Here is an 18,276-nt window from a genome sequence, read left to right on the forward strand (position 1 = left end):
TCTCGAGTAGTGGGTAATGGCAGGAGACAATTCAAGTGCGCGTGATCGATGCGCCGCCGTCCACCAGCGACGCCGTGCCGGTGACGAACGAGGAGTCATCGGAGGCGAGATAAAGCACCGAGCGCGCGAGTTCTTCCGGCGTTGCAACGCGTTTTAACGCGTGCAGGTTGGTGATGAAGGATTGCGATTCGGCGGTGTCGTTCATGTCCCGGTACATCGGGGTATCGACGGCGCCGGGCAGCACGGCGTTCACACGGATACCCTGTGCGCCGTATTCTGCCGCCAGCGCCTGCGTGAGGCCGATCAGGCCGGCCTTGCTCGCGGCATAAGAAGCAGTGCCGGGGAACGCAAACGAATAGCCCACGAACGTCGATGTGAAGATGATCGACCCGCCGCCGTGTTCGAGCATGGCGGGAATCTGGTGCTTCGCGCCGAGGAAAGCGCTGGTCAGGTTGATGGCGAGCGCGTTGTTGAACCCCTCCACCGAAACGGACGTGCTCGGTCCCATTTCGCCCAGCGTGCCGGCGTTGTTATAAGCGACGTCCAGCCGGCCGAATTTTTCGATCGCCAGCGCGACGACTGCCTTTGCATAGTCTTCCGATTGCACGTCGCCCGCGAGATACACAGCGTCGCCGCCGTCTGCCTTGATCTCTGCTACCAGCGTTTCCAGTTCGGCCGCGCGGCGGGCGGCAACGACCACCCTGGCGCCTTCCGCGGCGAACAATTTGGCCGTGGCGCGGCCGATGCCGGCGCTTGCGCCCGTGACGATGGCAACCTTTCCTGTCAGTCGATTCATGATGTTTCTCCGTTCTGTTCAGCTTGGCCGGCGCCCGATGCCCCGGTCCATGTGACGCACTGTAAGCGCAGCAGAAGCTTGCGAACAGGCACGGAAAATGGTCTTATCGTTCAGCTTTTGTGAATCTTGAATCGAAGTCACGCCCGATCGCCCAACCCGCACCGGAGATGTTCAATGGATCGCTTGCGCGCTTATGAGGTCTTCGTGGCCGTGGTCAAGCGCGGCAGCTTTACGCGCGCTGCCGATGCGCTCGATACCTCGCCGGCTAACGTGACGCGTTATATCGTTGAGCTGGAGGCGCATCTGGGAACGCGGCTGCTGAACCGGAGCTCGCGCAGGTTATCGCTGACATCGGGGGGCGAGGCGCTTTACGAGCGTTGCGTGGCCATACTCGATGACGTGGCCGAGACGGAGGGGTTGGTGGCGTCGTCGACGGCCGAGCCGCGAGGGCGCTTGCGCATCAACGCGCCAGTCAGCTTTGGCGTGTTGCAGCTTGCGCCGTTATGGCCGGAGTTCATGCGGAGGTATCCGGAGGTGGAGCTGGATGTATCGCTGGTTGACCGCGTGGTGGATCTTGTCGATGAAGGGGTTGACCTGGCCATTCGCATTTCGCGCGCGGGGTCGATGGGCAATGCAGCGCGCAAGCTCGCCGCGTCGCGCAATGTGCTGTGCGCGTCGCCGGCGTATCTGGCGGGGCTGCGCTTGCCGCAGCGGCCTGCGGATCTGGGCGAGCATCGCTGTATTGGTTATACGTATGCCGCGAGCGGTGACGAGTGGCAGTTTCTTGATGCCGATGAAAAACCGCACAGCGTGCGGGTGAATTGCCACATGCATACGAACAACGGCGATACGGCGCGCCTGGCGGCGCTCGCAGGCCTCGGGGTGATCTGGCAGCCGACATTCATTGTTGGCGATGATTTGCGAGCAGGGCGGCTGGTGGCGCTGATGCCGGCGTTCCATATGGCGGATATCGATGTACTCGCGATGTACCCTAGCCGGAGACATTTGAGCTCGCGCGTGAGGGTGATGATCGATTATCTTGTGGAAGTTTTGGGAGGCGTGGCGCCGTGGGATAGAAGCTGAAACCCCTTCGTTGCCTGTAAACTCCGTTCAAACACAACATCCCTCGCAGGAGATGACCCGCATGCAATCCCCGTGGCGCAGCATGGACCGCGCGACCCTCGACGCAGCCTATAGCAATGGCGATCCCCCCGCCGACTTCAAGACCCGCAGCGCAGCGTTCTACGCAGCGCATGCCGGTGAACTCGACCTCAGGTACGGTCCCGCGCCCCGCGAGCGTTTCGATTTCTTCCCGGCATCGAGCGGCACGCAATCTTCTGCGCCAACTTTCGTTTTCGTCCACGGCGGTTACTGGCAAAGCTGCGACAAAGAGCTCTGCGCTTTCGTCGCGCTCGGACCGCTTGCCCGCGGCATGAACGTGGTCATAGCGGAATACACGCTGGCGCCCACGGCGTCGATGACGCAAATTGTGAGCGAGATCGGACGGCTACTCGACTTCCTCGTCGAGCAGGGGCATACAACGCTCATACTCGGTGGCCATTCTGCAGGCGGTCATCTGAGCGCGATGCATCGTCATCATCCGGCGGTCAAATACGCGCTGCCTGTCAGCGGCCTCTTCGATCTTGAACCTATCAGCGCAGGCCGGCTGAACGACAAGCTCGGGTTATCGGCGCAGGAAATCACGCGCTTCAGTCCAATGCGGCATGTCGCGCAAGGTGCACCGATGGTCGTCAGCGTCGGCGACGCGGAGCGGCCCGAACTCATCCGCCATTCGCATGACTATGCACACGCGTGCGCTGACGCGGGGGAGCACGTGTCTTATTTGCCGATGCCGGGCGCAGACCACTTTTCCATTCTCTACGACCTCGCCGACCCCGATGGTTTGCAACTCAGGGCGCTAGCACAATTGATGCAGCGCTGAAAGTACTTCGCAACGCTTATCAAGTGCATCGGCTATCGACCTCGCAGCGAGGTCATGGGGAAGAGAAGCGGCGACGCGACACATCCGGCATGTCAGGCATGGCGCCGCCGAGCGCCACCAGGCGTTTGGCAGCCTCGACCCGCACGAAGGTTTTGATTGCTTCGTGAAAAATGTCCGCTTTATCTATGTCGGGATCGGCCATTTCCAAAGCCTTCTCGTATAGGGCGTCGTCAATGGTGACAGTTGTTCGCATCAGAGCCTCCTTGCATCAATAATGGCATCATTTTTGCTTAAAGATGTACATCTTGGCAACCAGCGCTGCGTTGCAAAATTCCTCAGTTCTGCAAGGCAGCCCTTTCGGGGAACGCCCACGGACGTATGGAGATGTTCTGAATCCATGACCCGAGGATTGCCGGGAACTCGTCTGCAACGCCCAACCCATGCGTTATCAGCACATCGCGCACCGCATCCGATATCGCGTCAATTGCTCGCTCGGCGTCTGGTCAGTGTTCGCCCTGATACGGATCGGGCGGATTGATTGAATCTTTTCTGGTAGTGTCGCGATAAGCTCGGCAAGGGGAGAAATTGTGTCATGGTATGCATTCCTACATGACCCACGAGTAGAAGCGCTGGTCGTCAGAAACATTGAGCGAACGCAGCAGAATTGAGGGGCGACGTTGGACCTGCCGCGCGCGCCAATGACCCAGTATGTGGGCAGCTTGACCATTCGAGCACATGCTTGATCGGATGACCGTGCAATCGGCTATACCAAAATTGATATCGATGCTAGGCTCTTTCTATATTGGACGCATGCTGACGTCGGACGTAGACTTCCTTCCAGCCCACCTGTGGGCAAGAATCAAAACAAGCGAGACCGGGGCGGGAGACACGAATTACATGAAAGGGCGCGGGGTCAACAGCGTCAGCGGCGTCACAAGGGGCTATCGCCCCGCGCCCGCTGACCGGGCGCAGGTCTATGAGGCCGCTCGGGCGGCCGTGAGTGCGTTTTCCCAATATCTGGATCTTCCGTGCATGACGAAATGTGTATCGAAAACGGGTGCACGCTTGAGTGCGCGCGACCCGAGGCTTAACGGGCCGAGTTCCGTACCATCATCGAGACCGGTTGTGACCGGTTGTATGTGGGCCCGACACTGACAAGTCAAGATCAAAACCGCGGTGCTTTAATAATATGCCCGCCTGGACTGCGGCCAGAACGGCACTCATTCATACACAAAAGGAGACATACCGATGAAACGTCTGTTCTTGAAAACCCTGATTGCGGCCTTGGCACTGCCAATGATCGGTGTCGCGCATGCCGACAGCAAGGGGCTGGTTGCTGTGTCCATGCCGACCAAGTCGTCGGCACGCTGGATCGCCGATGGCAACAACATGGTCAAGGATCTGCAGGCGGATGGTTACACCACCGATCTCCAGTACGGCGACGATGACATTCCGAACCAGCTCGCGCAAATCGAGAACATGGTCACCAAGAAGCCGAAGGTGCTGGTGATCGCTGCCATCGACGGGACGACGCTGACCGACGTGCTGAAAAAGGCGCACGATGCCGGCATCAAGGTCATTGCATACGATCGCCTGATCAAGGGCACGGGCGATGTCGATTACTACGCGACGTTCGACAACTACAAGGTTGGCGTGCTGCAGGCGCAGTCCATCGTCGACAAGCTCGGTCTGAAACAGGGCAAAGGCCCGTTCAATATCGAACTGTTCGGTGGTTCGCCCGACGACAACAACGCCTTCTTCTTCTATAACGGCGCGATGAGTGTGCTGGATCCGTACATCAAGAGCGGCAAGCTGGTGGTGCGCAGCAAGCAGTTCGGCATGAACAAGGTCGGTACGCTGCGCTGGGATGGCGCCGTCGCTCAGGCTCGCATGGACAACCTGCTGTCGGCTTACTACGGCAATGCCAAGCTCGACGCCGTGCTGAGCCCGTATGACGGCCTGAGCATTGGTATTCTGTCGTCGGTCAAGGGTGTCGGTTATTGCACGGCCCAGCAGCCGTGCCCGATCGTCAGCGGCCAGGACGCCGAGATTCCTTCGGTCAAGTCCATCCTGCACAACGAGCAGTACTCGACCGTGTTCAAGGACACGCGTCAGCTCGCCAAGGTGACGGTTGCGATGATCGACGCCATGGCGCAAGGCAAGCAGCCGGAGGTGAACGACACGAAGACCTACAACAACGGCGTGAAGGTTGTTCCGTCGTATCTGCTCAACCCGGTACTGGTGGATGGCTCCAACTGGAAGCCGATCCTGGTTGACAGCGGCTACTACACGGAAGCGCAGGTCAAGTAAGGCAATATCGAAGTCAAGTCTGCCGCCGGAGACGCCACGCGCGCTCCGGCTGGCGGACCCTGCAAAACATACAAATTCAGGAGACGGCGTGGCGGACGAGACCATCCTGTCCATGCGCAGCATCACCAAGACGTTTCCGGGTGTCAAGGCACTCGATAACGTCAATCTGACGGTCAAAGCAGGAGAAATCCATGCGGTCGTCGGTGAGAATGGCGCGGGCAAGTCCACTCTCATGAAGGTGCTGAGCGGTGTTTATCCGCACGGGTCCTACGAAGGGGAGATCCATTTCGAAGGGCAGGTGCAACGCTTCACGGACATCCGCGACAGCGAAGAGCGCGGCATCATCATCATTCACCAGGAATTGGCATTGGTGCCGATGCTCTCGATCACCGAGAACATTTTCCTGGGTAACGAACTGGCGCAAGGCGGCGTGATCGACTGGCACGCGGCGCATAAGCGCACGCGCGAATTGCTGCGGCGCGTGGGTCTGAACGAGTCGCCCGATGCGACCGTCGGAAAGCTCGGTGTCGGCAAGCAGCAGCTGGTGGAAATTGCCAAGGCGCTGTCAAAGCGCGTGAAGCTGCTGATCCTCGACGAACCCACTGCGAGCCTGAACGAGACCGATAGCACCGCGCTGCTGAAACTGCTGCTGGAACTCCAGGCACAAGGGATTTCCTGCATCCTCATTTCGCACAAGCTCAACGAGATTACGCAGGTTGCGGATCAGATTACCGTCATCCGCGACGGCAGCACGATCGAGACGCTCGACTGCTCCGCAAGCGAGATCAGCGAGGATCGCATCATTCGCGGCATGGTCGGCCGTGACATGCAGCACCGTTATCCGCAGCGCGAGCCGCATATCGGCGACGTGATCTTCGAAGTGCGTGACTGGCACGTGTTCCACGAACAGTATTCGGAGCGCGAGGTCATCAAGGGCATCGACCTGAAGGTGCGCAAGGGCGAAGTGGTCGGCATCGCGGGACTGATGGGATCGGGCCGCACCGAACTGGCCATGAGTATCTTCGGGCGCTCGTATGGCCGGCGGATCAGCGGACAGGTGCTGATTGACGGCCAGACCGTGGATGTATCGACCATAGGCAAAGCCATCAAGCATGGCATTGCCTATGTGACCGAGGATCGCAAGGGCTATGGGCTGATCCTCGAGCAGGAAATCCGCAAGAACGTGTCGCTTGCCAACCTCGCCGAAGTGTCCGATCACGGTGTGATCGATGAACACGCCGAGGCCAAGGTTGCGCAGCAGTATCGCGATTCGTTGCGCATCCGCAGTTCGGGCATCCAGCAACGGGTGGTCAATCTATCGGGCGGCAATCAGCAGAAGGTCGTGCTGAGCAAATGGCTCTTCACGAAGCCGCGTCTGCTGATCCTCGATGAACCCACGCGGGGTATCGATGTCGGGGCCAAATACGAGATCTACACCATCATCGACGAGCTGGCGCGCAAAGGCGAAGGAATCCTGATGATTTCTTCCGAGATGCCGGAGCTGCTTGGCATGTGCGATCGCATCTACGTAATGAACGAAGGTCGGCTCGTCGTCGAGCTCGATCGCAACGAAGCGAGCCAGGAGCGCATCATGCGCGCCATCGTGAACGCCGGTCATGCGTGACCTATCTACATCGAATCAAGGCCATTTCATGAAACTCGGCTTTCTAAAGAACAATCTGCGCGACTACGGCCTGCTGCTGTCGTTGGTCGTCATCATGGGGTTCTTCCAGTACCAGACCGACGGCGTGCTGATGCAGCCGTTGAACATCACCAATCTGGTTTTGCAGAACAGCTACATCATCGTGATGGCGCTGGGCATGCTGCTCGTGATCGTGGCCGGCTATATCGACCTGTCCGTCGGATCGGTCAGCGGCTTTATCGGCGGGCTGGCCGCGGTGCTGATCGTGCAGTACTCATGGCCCGTGGTGCCGACGATCATCGTGGCGCTGCTGGTGGGGGCGTTGATTGGCGCGGCGCAGGGCTGGTTCGTGGCTTACGCGCGCATTCCGTCGTTTATCGTGACGCTGGCGGGGATGCTTATTTTCAAGGGGCTCGCACTGGCGCTGTTGCAAGGCCAATCGGTCGGGCCGTTCCCGCTGCGATTTCAGCGGATCAGCACGGGCTTTCTGCCTGATCCGTTCGGCGGCACGGACTTCCGGGTGCTGTCCCTGATCGTGGGCATCATCCTGGCGCTGGGGCTGGTCGCAGCGGAGGTGCGCAAGCGCCGCAAGGCACAGGCACACGATATGGACGTCGAGCCGGTTGCGTTCTTCGTGGCGAAGAACGTGTTGTTCGCGGGAGCCGTCACCTATCTGGTCTGGCTGCTTTCCACGTACAAGGGCTTGCCTGACGTGTTGATCCTGATGGCCGTCCTGATCCTGATCTACCAGTTCGTGACCAATCGCACGACGATCGGTCGCCGTATCTATGCGCTGGGCGGCAACGAAAAGGCGGCACGTCTGTCGGGCGTGAACACCGCGCGCCTGTCCTTCCTGACCTTCGTGAACATGGGCGTGCTCGCAGCGGTGGCGGGTCTGATTTTCGCCGCGCGCCTGAACACCGCAACGCCGAAGGCAGGCCTCGGCTTCGAGCTGGATGTGATCGCGGCCTGTTTCATCGGCGGCGCATCGGCCTCCGGCGGCGTGGGCAAGGTGGTGGGCGCGGTAATCGGCGCTTTCATCATGGGCGTGATGAACAACGGCATGTCGATCATGGGCATTGGCATTGATTACCAGCAGGTGATCAAGGGGATGGTCTTGTTGGCGGCTGTGTTTCTTGATGTCTACAACCGGAATCGCGGCTGACGGGGCACGATTTCGTCCGCGCGGGTTCTCGGGGATGTTCGGGGTCAGGCCGCGATTGAGAATAACGATAGCCCGGCGGTTGACCCCGGCAATCGTGCGGCAAGCGCAATCAAAGCCCCGGGCGCGCGATACGAATTCCTTTGCGTTTGATCAGACCTTAGGGAATGGCTTGCTGAGAAATTTCGATCCGGCGAGCCCGAAGCGCCAGGGTACATCGATCGCCTTCGTGATGCCGATGCGCGGCCCGGTCGCGACCGGATAATCCTCCTCCGCCGCCTCGATGTGAAACGGCGCCTCAAACAGCGCCATGCCGTTGTTTGCGTGCGTGATGCCCAAGGCTTGCGCGACGCGCCCTGGTCCCGAGCACAAGAGCTTTGCTGGTTCGAGGCCGCGCCGTTGACGCATGGCATCGAGACCGGTAAGCGGTTCGATCGCGCGGATCAACACCCCCGCACCGTGGCCTTCTTCACGGCAAACAAAGTTCAGGCACCAGTGGATTCCGTACGAACGATAAACGTACGCATGGGCAGGCGGACCGAACATGACGGCGTTGCGCGGGGTGGGCCCGGAGAAGGTATGCGAAGCCGGATCTTCAGGGTCGTAGGCTTCTGTCTCCACGATCCTGCCGCCGACGCCATCGACGGTGAAGATCGCGCCGATCAGGCGGCGCGCGACTTGATCTGACGGCGCGCTGAAGTCAATAGGTACTGCAATGCGGGATGATTTGGGCATCGTTTGACAGGGCCATTGTGCGGGTTCGCCGCAGTGGACCGGATCGTCGTTTGCAGTGAATGTGCAGCGCCTCGATTTTGCCGTTGCCGACTCTCCCCGTCCACCGGCGTGCGTCAATTCGCGCGGTATCTGGCGCCTGCCGCCGTCAGAAGAACCGCCAGGGCGCAAGCAGAGCCACGCTCGTCCGAATCCTCAAACGGCCTGGCCAATTCGCTCCCGCGCCATCGCTTTCGATGCAAACCACCAGAGCAGCGCCGCCGTCAGCGACACGGCCGCGGCCATCGCCATCGCGGTATGCATGCCCCGCTCGAACTGACCCGGCGTCGTGAGCATCGCGCCAAAAATCGCGACACCCAGCGCAGCGCCTGTCTGCCGCGCCGAATTCAGCACGCCGGCCGCAATCCCGGCGCGGTTTTTATCGACGGTATCCATGAGCGAACGCGTCGCCAATGGCGTAATGAGGCCCGCGAAAAAACCGATTGCGGGCATGGGGAGCGCGACGAGCCAGTACGGCGAAGTATCCGTCGACATCAGCATTGCAAGGAAACCCATCGTATAGATGCCCAGCGCGATACAGATTGGCCGGCGCGGTCCGGACATCCTCACGAACCACGCCGCCGACATGCTGCCCGCCGTCACCAGCGCCGTCAGCGGCAAGAACGCGAGGCCGGTCAGCAACGGCGAATAAGCGCGCACTTGCTGGAAATAAAGACTGAGCGTGAAGATCAGGCCATAGAAGGTCATCGCGGAGACCATCGAGACGAACGCAGCGCTGGAAAAAATCAGGTTGCTGAATAGGGACAGCGGCAGCATCGGTTGCGACCGCTTTGATTCGATCGCGATGAAGCTTCCCGCCGCAAGCACGCTCAGCGCGATCCCGCTCATGATCCACGGCGAGCGCCAGCCGAATGAGTGCCCTTCGATCAGCACGGCGATCAATGTGCCCAGGGCGAGGATGGCTGTCGCCTGACCGGCGAGATCGAGAGGGCGCTTCGCGGGTGTAGGGTCAACACGGTCAGTGCTTGCGACTAGCGATGTCAACCACAAGCCGATCAATCCGATCGGCAGGTTCGCGAGGAAGATGCTGCGCCAGCCGAACGCATGGATCAGGATGCCGCCGATCAATGGGCCGCCGGCCATCGCTGCGCCGCCGCACGCGGCCCACAGGCCGATTGCGCGGCCGCGCTCGCCGGGGCCCGAGTAGGCGCGGTTGATGAGCATGAGCGAACAGGGCACCAGCATCGATGCACCGATCCCTTGCAACCCGCGCGCGCCGACCAGCGCGGCGAGATCAGGCGCCACACCGCAGAGCGCGGACGCCAGCGTGAACACGGCGAGTCCGGCGAAATAAACCTGCTTCGCGCCCAACCGGTCGCCCAGTGCGCCGCCCGTCAACAGCAGGCTTGCGAAGCTGAGCGTGTACGCGTTGACGACCCATTGAAGGCCCTCGGTGCTGGTCGCGAGCGCATCGGCGATGCTGCCTAGCGCAACGTTGACGATGGACGTATCGAGGATAACGACGATATAGCTGATGCTGGTCGCGGCGAGGACGCGGCGCTGAAGCGTTCGGGAGTCGGGCACAGGGAAGTTTCGCAGGGAGACGGGAAATCCAGTGTAGGGACGTTGTGATGCCACAAGCTTCGACGCGTATCGAAGCATGCGGACACGCGGCCGGACTATCATGACGAGTCACAAGCGGAGATCTCTTCATGTGCCCTCATCCCGCGGTCTCGTCGGCCGCTTTCCTGATCGCCGATCCCACTCGCGCCAGCATGCTCATGGCGCTCGCCGACGGACGCGCGCAGCCTGCGGGCGAGCTGGCCTACGCGGCCGGCGTGACCGCCCAGACGGCAAGCTCGCATCTCGCGAAGCTGCTGGCCGGCGGGTTGTTGTCGGTGGAAACGCAGGGGCGGCACCGGTACTATCGCCTCGCCGGTTCGCACGTCGCGCTGGCGCTGGAAAATCTTGCATCGATTGCCCCGGGCGTGCAGGGTAGTGCGGTGCATCGAATGCCGCGCAGCCGGGAAGCGCGTGACCTGCAGTTCGCGCGATGCTGCTATGACCATCTCGCCGGCAGTCTCGGCGTGGCGGTCACGCAGGCGTTGCAGGATCGCGGATTTATTTCTGCCGTGGCTGATAAACAGTTCGAAGTGACGCATGACGGCATGGGATGGTTCAGCGCGATGGGCCTGGACATGGCGGCGTTGAAACCGACGCGGCGCGGGCTCGCGCGGCAGTGCCTCGACTGGACCGAGCGCAGGCATCATCTGGCCGGACCGCTGGGCGTCGCGTTCATGGCGCAGCTTTGCGCGAAGGGCTGGCTGCGCCGCTTGAAAAATTCGCGAGCCGTGCAGGTGACGCCGAAGGGATGGGCTGGGCTCAAGCAAGAGCTGGGCGTCGATGAGCGATCCATCGAGAAAGCCGCTTAGGCGTCAGCCGCCTTACCGCACGATATGGCACGGGCGTTGCTGCGCTGGCTATGGTGGGGTATGGCTAACCCAACGCCCTTTTTCTAAGGAGTGCCATCATGCCTGAGAAGAAAACCATCGAACGCGCCCGTGCCGCGAAACGCGCGGGGAAGTCGCCCAGCACGCAGGCTGGCGCGTTCGTGAAGGAGCAGATCGATCACGTTCGCGAAGGCAAGCACGGCGCGAAGTCCGCGAAGCAGGCGATCGCGATCGGGTTGTCGGAGGCGCGCAGGTCGGGTGTCGGTGTGAAGGCGCCGAAGAAGGGCGCGGCGTCCGCTGCCACTCGCAAGAAAGCGGCGAAGGACAACGAGGCCGGTCAGCGCAAGACGCATCGCAGCGCGAGCACGGAATCGAAGGCGAAACGTTCCGCGACGTCCACGCGGGTTCTCAAACGTGAAGACAGCAAGGCTGTTTCGCACAAGTCGCTTTCGAAGCAGACTCATGCGAGCGCGAGTCGACGTTCAGCGGCTGACCGTTCGGCCTCCGCCAGGAAAGGCTGGGAGACGCGCCGCAAGGCGGCGTCGAAGTCGGGTGCGACGCGGCACGCACGGTAGAACGCAGTCCGCGTCTTTGCGGCGGTCCATGAAAAAGGCCGTTCCGGATCAACCAGAACGGCCCTTAGGCTTGCAAGTAAGGTTTGCGCGCCTCGCTGGCATGCCGCTTTAATCAGTGACCGCAAGCGGCACTGAAAACCACGTTACTTCACCGTTTCGAGCACCTTGCGCACCGTGCTGAAAATCTGCTCGATCTGGTCGTCTTCAATGATCAGCGGCGGCGAGAACGCAAGAATATCGCCTGTGTAGCGCACCAGAACGCCCGCTTCGAAGCATTTCACAAACGCTTCGTAGGCCCGCGCACCCGGCGCGCCATCGCGCGATTGCAGTTCGACACCCGCCACCATGCCGAGATTGCGCACGTCCTTCACGTGAGGCGCATCGCGCAACGCATGAGCGGCAGCTTCGAACTTTGGCGCCTTCGATGCCGCCCGTTCAAACAACTGGTCGCGCGCATACAGGTCGAGCGTGGCGATAGCGGCCGCGGCGGCCATCGGGTGCGCCGAATACGTGTAGCCGTGGAACAACTCGATGCCGTTCACCGCGCCCGCATTGACGATCGTATCGTGCACGTTGCGATGCGCGGCCACTGCGCCCATCGGGATCGCGGCGTTGTTGATCGCTTTTGCCAGCGTCATCAGGTCCGGCGTCACGCCGAAATATTCCGCTGCCGTCGCTTTGCCGAGACGGCCGAAGCCCGTGATGACTTCATCGAAAATCAGCAGGATGCCGTGCTTCGTGCAGATCTCGCGCAGCTTTTGCAGATAACCCTGCGGCGGCACGAGCACGCCCGTCGATCCCGCGAGCGGTTCCACGATCACGGCAGCGATCGTCGATGCATCATGCAGCGCGACTATGCGTTCGAGTTCATCGGCAAGATGCGCGCCCCATGCCGGCTGCCCCTTCGTGAACGCGTTGTGCTCGGGCGCGTGCGTGTGCGGCAGATGATCGACGTTCGGCAGCAGCCCGCCCGAAAACGTCTTGCGGTTCGGTCCGATACCGCCAACCGAGATGCCGCCGAAACCCACGCCGTGATAGCCGCGCTCGCGGCCAATCAGCTTCGTGCGCTGGCCTTCGCCGCGTGCGCGGTGATAGGCGAGGGCGATTTTCAACGCGGTATCGACGGATTCAGACCCGGAATTCGTGAAGAAGATGCGGTCGAGACCTTCCGGCATGATCGCCGCGACCTTCGTGGCCGCTTCGAACGCGAGCGGGTGACCCATCTGGAACGTTGGCGCGAAGTCGAGCGTGGCGGCTTGCTGCTGAATGGCGGCGACGATTTCATCGCGGCAATGGCCTGCGTTCACGCACCAAAGGCCCGCACAGCCGTCCAGAATCTCGCGGCCATCGGTCGCGCGGTAGTACATGCCCTTGGCGCCCTCGATCAGGCGCGGCGCAGTTTTGAACTGCCGGTTGGCGGTGAAGGGCATCCAGAACGACGAGAGGTCGTCGATGACGGGGCGCGAAGTCATGGGGAAATCTCCTGTTAGAACACGCAATGTAGTCCTCGACAAAAACCGGCGGCATAGACAGTTGACCTGTCGCGGGGAGAACTGTGCTGGCAAAATGGTGCAAACTGTATTGGTCTGTTCAACGTTAATCCTGGACGATAGACGCTAATCATCCTCTTCTTGCCGACTCATGATCGAACTTCAACTGGACCGCGACCGCGCGCAAGCGACGCTTGTCGAACAACTGGTGCGGGCGTTTTCCGGCGCCATCGAACAGCAGGCGCTGCGCGCGGGCGCGTTGCTGCCCTCGGTGCGCCGGCTTGCGCAGGCGGAGCGGCTGAGTACCTTCACGGTAACGGAAGCGTATGGACGGCTTGTGTCGATGGGCCTTGTCGTCGCGCGGCGCGGCTCGGGGTACCGGGTGGCGGCGCGCGCGCCCGCTGTCCACAAGCGCGCCGTGGCATGGCAGCCACCGAGCCTCACCGCGACCTGGCTACTGTCCGACGTATTCGCCGATCATTCCGTGCCGATCAAGGCCGGCTGCGGCTGGCTGCCCAACGAATGGGTCAACGAAAGCGGCCTGCATCACGCGTTGCGCTCGATCAGCCGCGTGCCGGCGGCGCGCATGGCCGACTACGGTCACCCGTACGGTTTTGCGCCCTTGCGCGAGCGGATTGCCGAGCAACTGGATCGTTATGGTTTGCCCGCTGATCCGGCTACGAACGTGTTGCTGACCGCCGGGGCGACGCAGGCGCTCGACCTGATTGTGCGCACGCTGCTGCGCCCGGGCGACACGGTCATCGTGGAAGATCCGGGTTATTGCAACCTGCTGCAGATCCTGCAACTGGGTGGGCTGATCGTGCGAGGCGTGCCGCGCACGCCGGCGGGTATCGACAACGACGTGCTCGAGCAGTTGGTGATCGAGCATAGCCCCAAGGCCATCTTTCTCAACACGACGCTGCAGAATCCGACCGGTGCAACCTTCGGCATGGCGGCGGCGTTTCGCCTGCTGCAGATCGCGGAACGCTATGGCCTGTGGGTCGTGGAAGACGATGTGAACCGCGAGCTCGCGCCGCCCGGTGCGCCGCTTCTGGCCGCCATGGAAGGCTTGAGCCGCGTGCTGTATGTCGGCGGCTTTTCGAAGACGATCACGCCGGGATTGCGTTGCGGTTATGTGGTCGCCGAGCGCGACGTGCTGCGTGAACTGGCGCGAACGAAGATGGCGGTGGGGCTGACTTCATCGGCGGCGACCGAGCGCATTGTCGAGAAAGTGCTGACTGAGGGGCGTTACGCGCGCCACGTGGAATCGGTCACCGACAAGCTCAAGGACGCGCACGTGCAGGTCGAGGACCGGATGGACGCGCTCGGGCTCGAGCTGTTTCACCGGCCGCGTGCGGGGCTGTTTGTGTGGGCGCGGCTACCGGTCGAGCCTGAACACGCGAGTGAACTGGCGACGCAGGCGCTCGAACATGGAATCTGGCTCGCGCCGGGTTCGTACTTCCGTCCGGGTGATGCACCGAGCAACTGGTTTCGTTTCAACGTGCCGTACTCCACCGACGACGCGTTATGGGGGTTTATCGGGAAGTGGAGTGAACGCTAGAGCGCGATGGCGTGATCTCGCCAAATGCAAAAGCCTCGCGAGAGGCGAGGCTCAAGCGAGGCTTTTCGTTTTTCGTTCTGTGCAACCGCCGTTCGCGCGCTGGATCGAAGCGATCAACTCACGAAGCTGCTACTTCATCGCCGGAACACGCCCAGCAACAACGTTGCCAAAAAGATCACGATGAAGATGAAGAACAGGATCTTCGCAATTTCGGTTGCACCGCTCGCGATACCGCCGAAGCCAAAAAATGCCGCAATGATCGCGATGATGAAAAAGATGACAGCGTATCGAAGCATGAAGCCCTCCAAAGGGGTCGATTATCGGATTGGTTTGCGTGCTGGCTTGACGCCTTCGCGGCCTTGACTTGGTTAATGCGTCGCTGGTGCCGGCGTATGCCGCGACGCCCGAACTTAGAGCAACCCTCGTGCCCAAGATGCCTGGGTCCAGAAAATAGGGCGCAAAAACATCCGCGCACAAAAAAGCCGCACTGCGTTGCGCGAGTGCGGCCTTGGAAGACGCGCCAACGGGCGCGGTAAGGGAGGAGAAATGTTATCGGCGGGGCTTGCCGGTGTCGGGTTCGTCGTCGAGGTCGTCTTCGTCGGCGTGGTTTAGCGCATCCGGCAGTTGGTTCTCGAGTTCATCGCGTTCAATTTGGTCGGCGAGATCGAGGGACTTGCGTGTTGCAGGACCGGACGGGCGGTTTGCTCCAGACATGGCGTAACTCCTTGGGAGATTTCAAAGACGCGCCAAAAGCGGCGCGAGTTGATCGGGCAGCAAGCTTCGTACATGCCTGTCGATCCCCCGGGATAACGGAGTGTGCGCATTTCTTGCCGCTATTTACGGCCAAAGTTGCAATCAGGCTGCATATTTTGCGCGACGGCAGGCATGGACCAGTATGCGCCGCCTACGAAAAAATAGGCTGGATCTGAACCCGGAAGCATGAAATCAGCTCGCCGCGAGTGCAACGCCGGAACCCGTGGTTACGCGACTGCTTCAATCCGTCCGCTATCACGTCTGCGCGTCACACACTCATCACGCCAACGCGCGCTCGACGATTGGATACAAAGACAACACGAGCAGCGTAGCCATTGTCCAGTTGAAAGCACGCAGCCAGCGCGGTTGCGTAAGCAGGCGCCGCATGGACGTGCCGAACGCGGCCCACATGGTGATGCAGGGCAATCCAACCACGATGAACACCACCGCCATCAAGACCGCATTGAGCGAGAAGCTCGAATGCAAATGGATCGTGGTCGCGGCTGTGAGCACCATCATCCATGCCTTCGGGTTGATCCACTGAAACGCGGCTGCTTCGATAAACCGCATGGGCCGGCGCTCGCCGTCGCGAACCTGCATGGTCGACGAGGTCGCGATCTTCCACGCGAGATACAGCAGGTACGCAACGCTTAACGTTTCAAGCACGGTGTAAGCCCAGGCGAAACGCGCAAATGCCTGCCCCACCCCGAGACCGACCAGCACCATCAGGATGGCGACGCCCACGCTGATGCCGAGCACGTGCGGCACCGTGCGGCGCAACCCGAAATTCACGCCCGATGCGAGCAGCATGGTGTTGTTCGGCCCGGGCGTGATGGTGGTGACGAGCGCGAACAGCACTGCGGCCGGGAGTGCGGTCAGTAGGGCGGCAGTGTCGAGATGCATGGGGTTTCCTGGGGTTTCAATAGAGCGCGAGCGGAGTGGGCGAAAAGTCCGTGAGCATCAGTGTATGAGAACTGATCTGTACAGTACCGGTACAGATGATCGCATCATTTCCTGTACGGTGAGGATGCGTTTTGCGCGGCGCGGATGAGCACGGCGCTCTGGAAAATTCCTCATATGAACCCTGAGTTCATCGTCACGATCCATCCCGCGTTCCAAGTTTCAGTGGTTTTGCGTACGGCCAATCTGTCCAGGAATCCGTTCGAACCAGATGGCCGCATGAGCACCTAAGCGTATTTTCAACCGGACCGAAATTGCAAAAGCGTTCGGCATGCTGATCGTTTTAGTTTGTTGTTCGATCGCATGGATTATTTTCATGTCCTTCGGGAGGCGATCACTCGCACAAAGAGCACGGTGTTTTATTCTCGGCGCGGATATCGACCACGTATGCGATTTCGCGATGCGTTATGCGTGTTGCAAGATGGGATGAATGGTAAGCCCCCGATGGGGGATCACATCACCAGAAGAGAGTGGTGATCGACGATCAGCTCCCATCCGTTGGCTTCCTTGATCGGATGCGTTGGCGCTGGGATACGGCTGTGCATGCCGCTGCGCCACGATGCGAACGAGCAACCGTAGCAATCTTCCACGATTCCACACGATGTTCGACGGCGACGCCGCGCACGTCTGCATCGATCGCTCAAGCAAGCGGATCAGTGAACGGCGCAGCATGAACGAAGCGATCGCTCTCTGGCTGAAGAGACCCGTGCAACATCACCGACCGGTCTCGCGTTTCTATCGCGCATGCTCGCCCAAGACTTTCCAACACGCTATCCGATGTTCGCTCCGGACCGCATCCGGGTGCATACGAACGAGCATCTCGTACGGGTCGATATGCATCGAGTTTGCGTGGGCGCGGATGGCATCGGATCACCATCCGTTGATCGCGCCGCTATCCTTGTCGCCGTAAAACAGACGCCTTTAACGAAAACCCCTTGAAAAAAGGCATGAAACCACAAAAAGACTCGCACGAAGTTCAATGGCGCTTGTAGAATCCGGCGTTGATACGGATGCATTCACGCAACCGTATTCTAAAAACACTGACCTCAACAGGTAGGAGAAACATGCCGACTTCCGCAAAAACCGCTGCCAAGAAAGCTGCGACCAAAGCTGCTCCGAAGGCTGCAACGAAGACTGCAGCAGCGCCCGTCAAGAAGGTCGCTGCCAAGAAGGCTGCATCGACGCCGGCTACCGTGGCGAAGAAAGCAGCCGTGAAGACGACGGCAACGCCGTCGCCGATCAAGGACACGTTCACGAAGGCATCGCTCGCCGCGCATCTGTCGGACCGTGCGACTGTCGACCTGAAAGCAGTGAAGGCCGTCCTGTCGGCACTCGAGGACACCATCCTCGGCGCGGTTCACAAGAAGGGCGCAGGCGAATTCACGCTGTCGGGCCTCTTGAAAATTTCGGCGCAAGTCGTGCCTGCGAAGAAGCGGCGCTTCGGCAAGGACCCGTTCTCGGGTGAAGACCGTTGGTTCGACGCGAAGCCGGCGAGCGTGCGTATCAAGGCACGTGCGTTGAAGAAGTTGAAGGACGCTGCGGCGTAAGCTTGCAGGACAGTATCGAAGGACTATGGCAGCGCAGGAGCAGAGGCGAACCGTAGTCGAAAAAAAATGGCCGGTTTTCCGCGAGGAAACCGGCCATTTTTTTGGGCCTCTTCTGATGCGGAATTGAATGGCGGCGACGTTCGAACATGCCGGGTGACGTGCGAACAGCGATTCTGTGCGCGCCTTGTCCCAGGGTGCGCGGGGGCCAGGTGCGGCGCGCAGGTTTGGCTTGCACCGAATCTTCGACGATCACCGTAGACGTACCGGGTTCGCTTTGACAGCGCGCTTCATAGTCGATGGTATGCGTATCGAAGCGATGGATCGCGCGCAGCGCGGGTAGGAACGCGCTGTCAATG

Annotated in this window: 17 protein-coding genes; 9 read left to right on the forward strand and 8 right to left on the reverse strand. The window is 60.8% G+C overall.

The features are described 5' to 3' along the window. Positions 1-31: 31 nt before the first annotated feature. Positions 32-796: an SDR family oxidoreductase gene (locus ACSOSP_RS37320; RefSeq protein ID WP_455314041.1), complete on the reverse strand. Its 765-nt coding sequence runs from the start codon at positions 794-796 to the stop codon at positions 32-34. A gap of 174 nt (positions 797-970) precedes the next feature. On the opposite strand from ACSOSP_RS37320, the gene ACSOSP_RS37325 reads away from it, so the two are divergent. Next, the gene (locus ACSOSP_RS37325) at positions 971-1,879 is read left to right on the forward strand and encodes a LysR family transcriptional regulator (protein ID WP_455314042.1); all 909 of its coding nucleotides are present in this window, start codon (positions 971-973) and stop codon (positions 1,877-1,879) included. Between the two features lie 61 nt (positions 1,880-1,940). Continuing rightward, positions 1,941-2,738, forward strand: a complete 798-nt coding sequence (locus tag ACSOSP_RS37330; RefSeq protein WP_455314043.1) for an alpha/beta hydrolase — start codon at positions 1,941-1,943, stop codon at positions 2,736-2,738. A 52-nt stretch (positions 2,739-2,790) separates the two neighbouring features. Here ACSOSP_RS37330 and ACSOSP_RS37335 read toward each other — a convergent pair whose 3' ends face one another. Beyond that, positions 2,791-2,991 (reverse strand): type II toxin-antitoxin system VapB family antitoxin, encoded by a 201-nt coding sequence (locus ACSOSP_RS37335; protein ID WP_455314044.1) that lies wholly within the window; start codon positions 2,989-2,991, stop codon positions 2,791-2,793. Positions 2,992-3,986: 995 nt separating this feature from the next. On the opposite strand from ACSOSP_RS37335, the gene chvE reads away from it, so the two are divergent. The 3 genes from chvE (at position 3,987) to mmsB (ending at position 7,855) form a co-directional block, all read left to right on the forward strand. Beyond that, positions 3,987-5,048 (forward strand): multiple monosaccharide ABC transporter substrate-binding protein, encoded by a 1,062-nt coding sequence (chvE, locus tag ACSOSP_RS37340; RefSeq protein ID WP_455314045.1) that lies wholly within the window; start codon positions 3,987-3,989, stop codon positions 5,046-5,048. 112 nt (positions 5,049-5,160) lie between these two features. Next, on the forward strand, positions 5,161-6,672 hold the full coding sequence (gene mmsA, locus ACSOSP_RS37345; protein WP_455315356.1) for a multiple monosaccharide ABC transporter ATP-binding protein: 1,512 nt from the start codon (positions 5,161-5,163) through the stop codon (positions 6,670-6,672). Then, positions 6,665-7,855, forward strand: a complete 1,191-nt coding sequence (mmsB, locus tag ACSOSP_RS37350) for a multiple monosaccharide ABC transporter permease (protein ID WP_455314046.1) — start codon at positions 6,665-6,667, stop codon at positions 7,853-7,855. The genes mmsA and mmsB overlap by 8 nt, the downstream gene beginning before the upstream one ends. A gap of 150 nt (positions 7,856-8,005) precedes the next feature. Here the strand turns inward: mmsB and ACSOSP_RS37355 are convergent, their stop codons facing one another. Both ACSOSP_RS37355 and ACSOSP_RS37360 read right to left on the reverse strand, forming a co-directional pair. Continuing rightward, entirely contained in the window at positions 8,006-8,587 is a 582-nt protein-coding gene (locus ACSOSP_RS37355; RefSeq protein ID WP_455314047.1) for a DNA-3-methyladenine glycosylase, read from the reverse strand. A 192-nt stretch (positions 8,588-8,779) separates the two neighbouring features. Further along, positions 8,780-10,168 carry an MFS transporter gene (locus ACSOSP_RS37360; protein WP_455314048.1) on the reverse strand — a complete coding sequence of 463 codons (1,389 nt, stop codon included), beginning with the start codon at positions 10,166-10,168 and terminating at the stop codon, positions 8,780-8,782. Between the two features lie 128 nt (positions 10,169-10,296). On the opposite strand from ACSOSP_RS37360, the gene ACSOSP_RS37365 reads away from it, so the two are divergent. Next, positions 10,297-11,016, forward strand: coding sequence for an ArsR/SmtB family transcription factor (locus ACSOSP_RS37365; RefSeq protein WP_455314049.1), 720 nt, complete (start codon positions 10,297-10,299; stop codon positions 11,014-11,016). Between the two features lie 98 nt (positions 11,017-11,114). Beyond that, positions 11,115-11,609, forward strand: a complete 495-nt coding sequence (locus ACSOSP_RS37370) for a DUF6496 domain-containing protein (protein WP_455314050.1) — start codon at positions 11,115-11,117, stop codon at positions 11,607-11,609. Positions 11,610-11,752: 143 nt separating this feature from the next. Here the strand turns inward: ACSOSP_RS37370 and ACSOSP_RS37375 are convergent, their stop codons facing one another. Next, positions 11,753-13,081 carry an aminotransferase class III-fold pyridoxal phosphate-dependent enzyme gene (locus ACSOSP_RS37375; RefSeq protein WP_455314051.1) on the reverse strand — a complete coding sequence of 443 codons (1,329 nt, stop codon included), beginning with the start codon at positions 13,079-13,081 and terminating at the stop codon, positions 11,753-11,755. A 169-nt stretch (positions 13,082-13,250) separates the two neighbouring features. Here ACSOSP_RS37375 and ACSOSP_RS37380 point away from each other — a divergent pair, with 169 nt between their 5' ends. Further along, complete coding sequence (locus ACSOSP_RS37380; protein ID WP_455314052.1) at positions 13,251-14,660, forward strand: aminotransferase-like domain-containing protein; 1,410 nt, start codon at positions 13,251-13,253, stop codon at positions 14,658-14,660. Between the two features lie 134 nt (positions 14,661-14,794). Here ACSOSP_RS37380 and ACSOSP_RS37385 read toward each other — a convergent pair whose 3' ends face one another. From ACSOSP_RS37385 to ACSOSP_RS37395, 3 genes are all read right to left on the reverse strand, one after another. Then, positions 14,795-14,956, reverse strand: a complete 162-nt coding sequence (locus ACSOSP_RS37385) for a DUF1328 family protein (protein WP_031363615.1) — start codon at positions 14,954-14,956, stop codon at positions 14,795-14,797. A gap of 253 nt (positions 14,957-15,209) precedes the next feature. Beyond that, positions 15,210-15,374, reverse strand: a complete 165-nt coding sequence (locus ACSOSP_RS37390; protein ID WP_160172547.1) for a hypothetical protein — start codon at positions 15,372-15,374, stop codon at positions 15,210-15,212. A 318-nt stretch (positions 15,375-15,692) separates the two neighbouring features. Continuing rightward, positions 15,693-16,316 carry a LysE family translocator gene (locus ACSOSP_RS37395; RefSeq protein WP_031363616.1) on the reverse strand — a complete coding sequence of 208 codons (624 nt, stop codon included), beginning with the start codon at positions 16,314-16,316 and terminating at the stop codon, positions 15,693-15,695. A 1,121-nt stretch (positions 16,317-17,437) separates the two neighbouring features. Here ACSOSP_RS37395 and ACSOSP_RS37400 point away from each other — a divergent pair. Further along, positions 17,438-17,920 (forward strand): HU family DNA-binding protein, encoded by a 483-nt coding sequence (locus tag ACSOSP_RS37400; RefSeq protein WP_455314053.1) that lies wholly within the window; start codon positions 17,438-17,440, stop codon positions 17,918-17,920. The last annotated feature ends 356 nt before the right edge of the window (positions 17,921-18,276 follow it).

This window comes from Caballeronia sp. KNU42 (genome assembly GCF_053760385.1).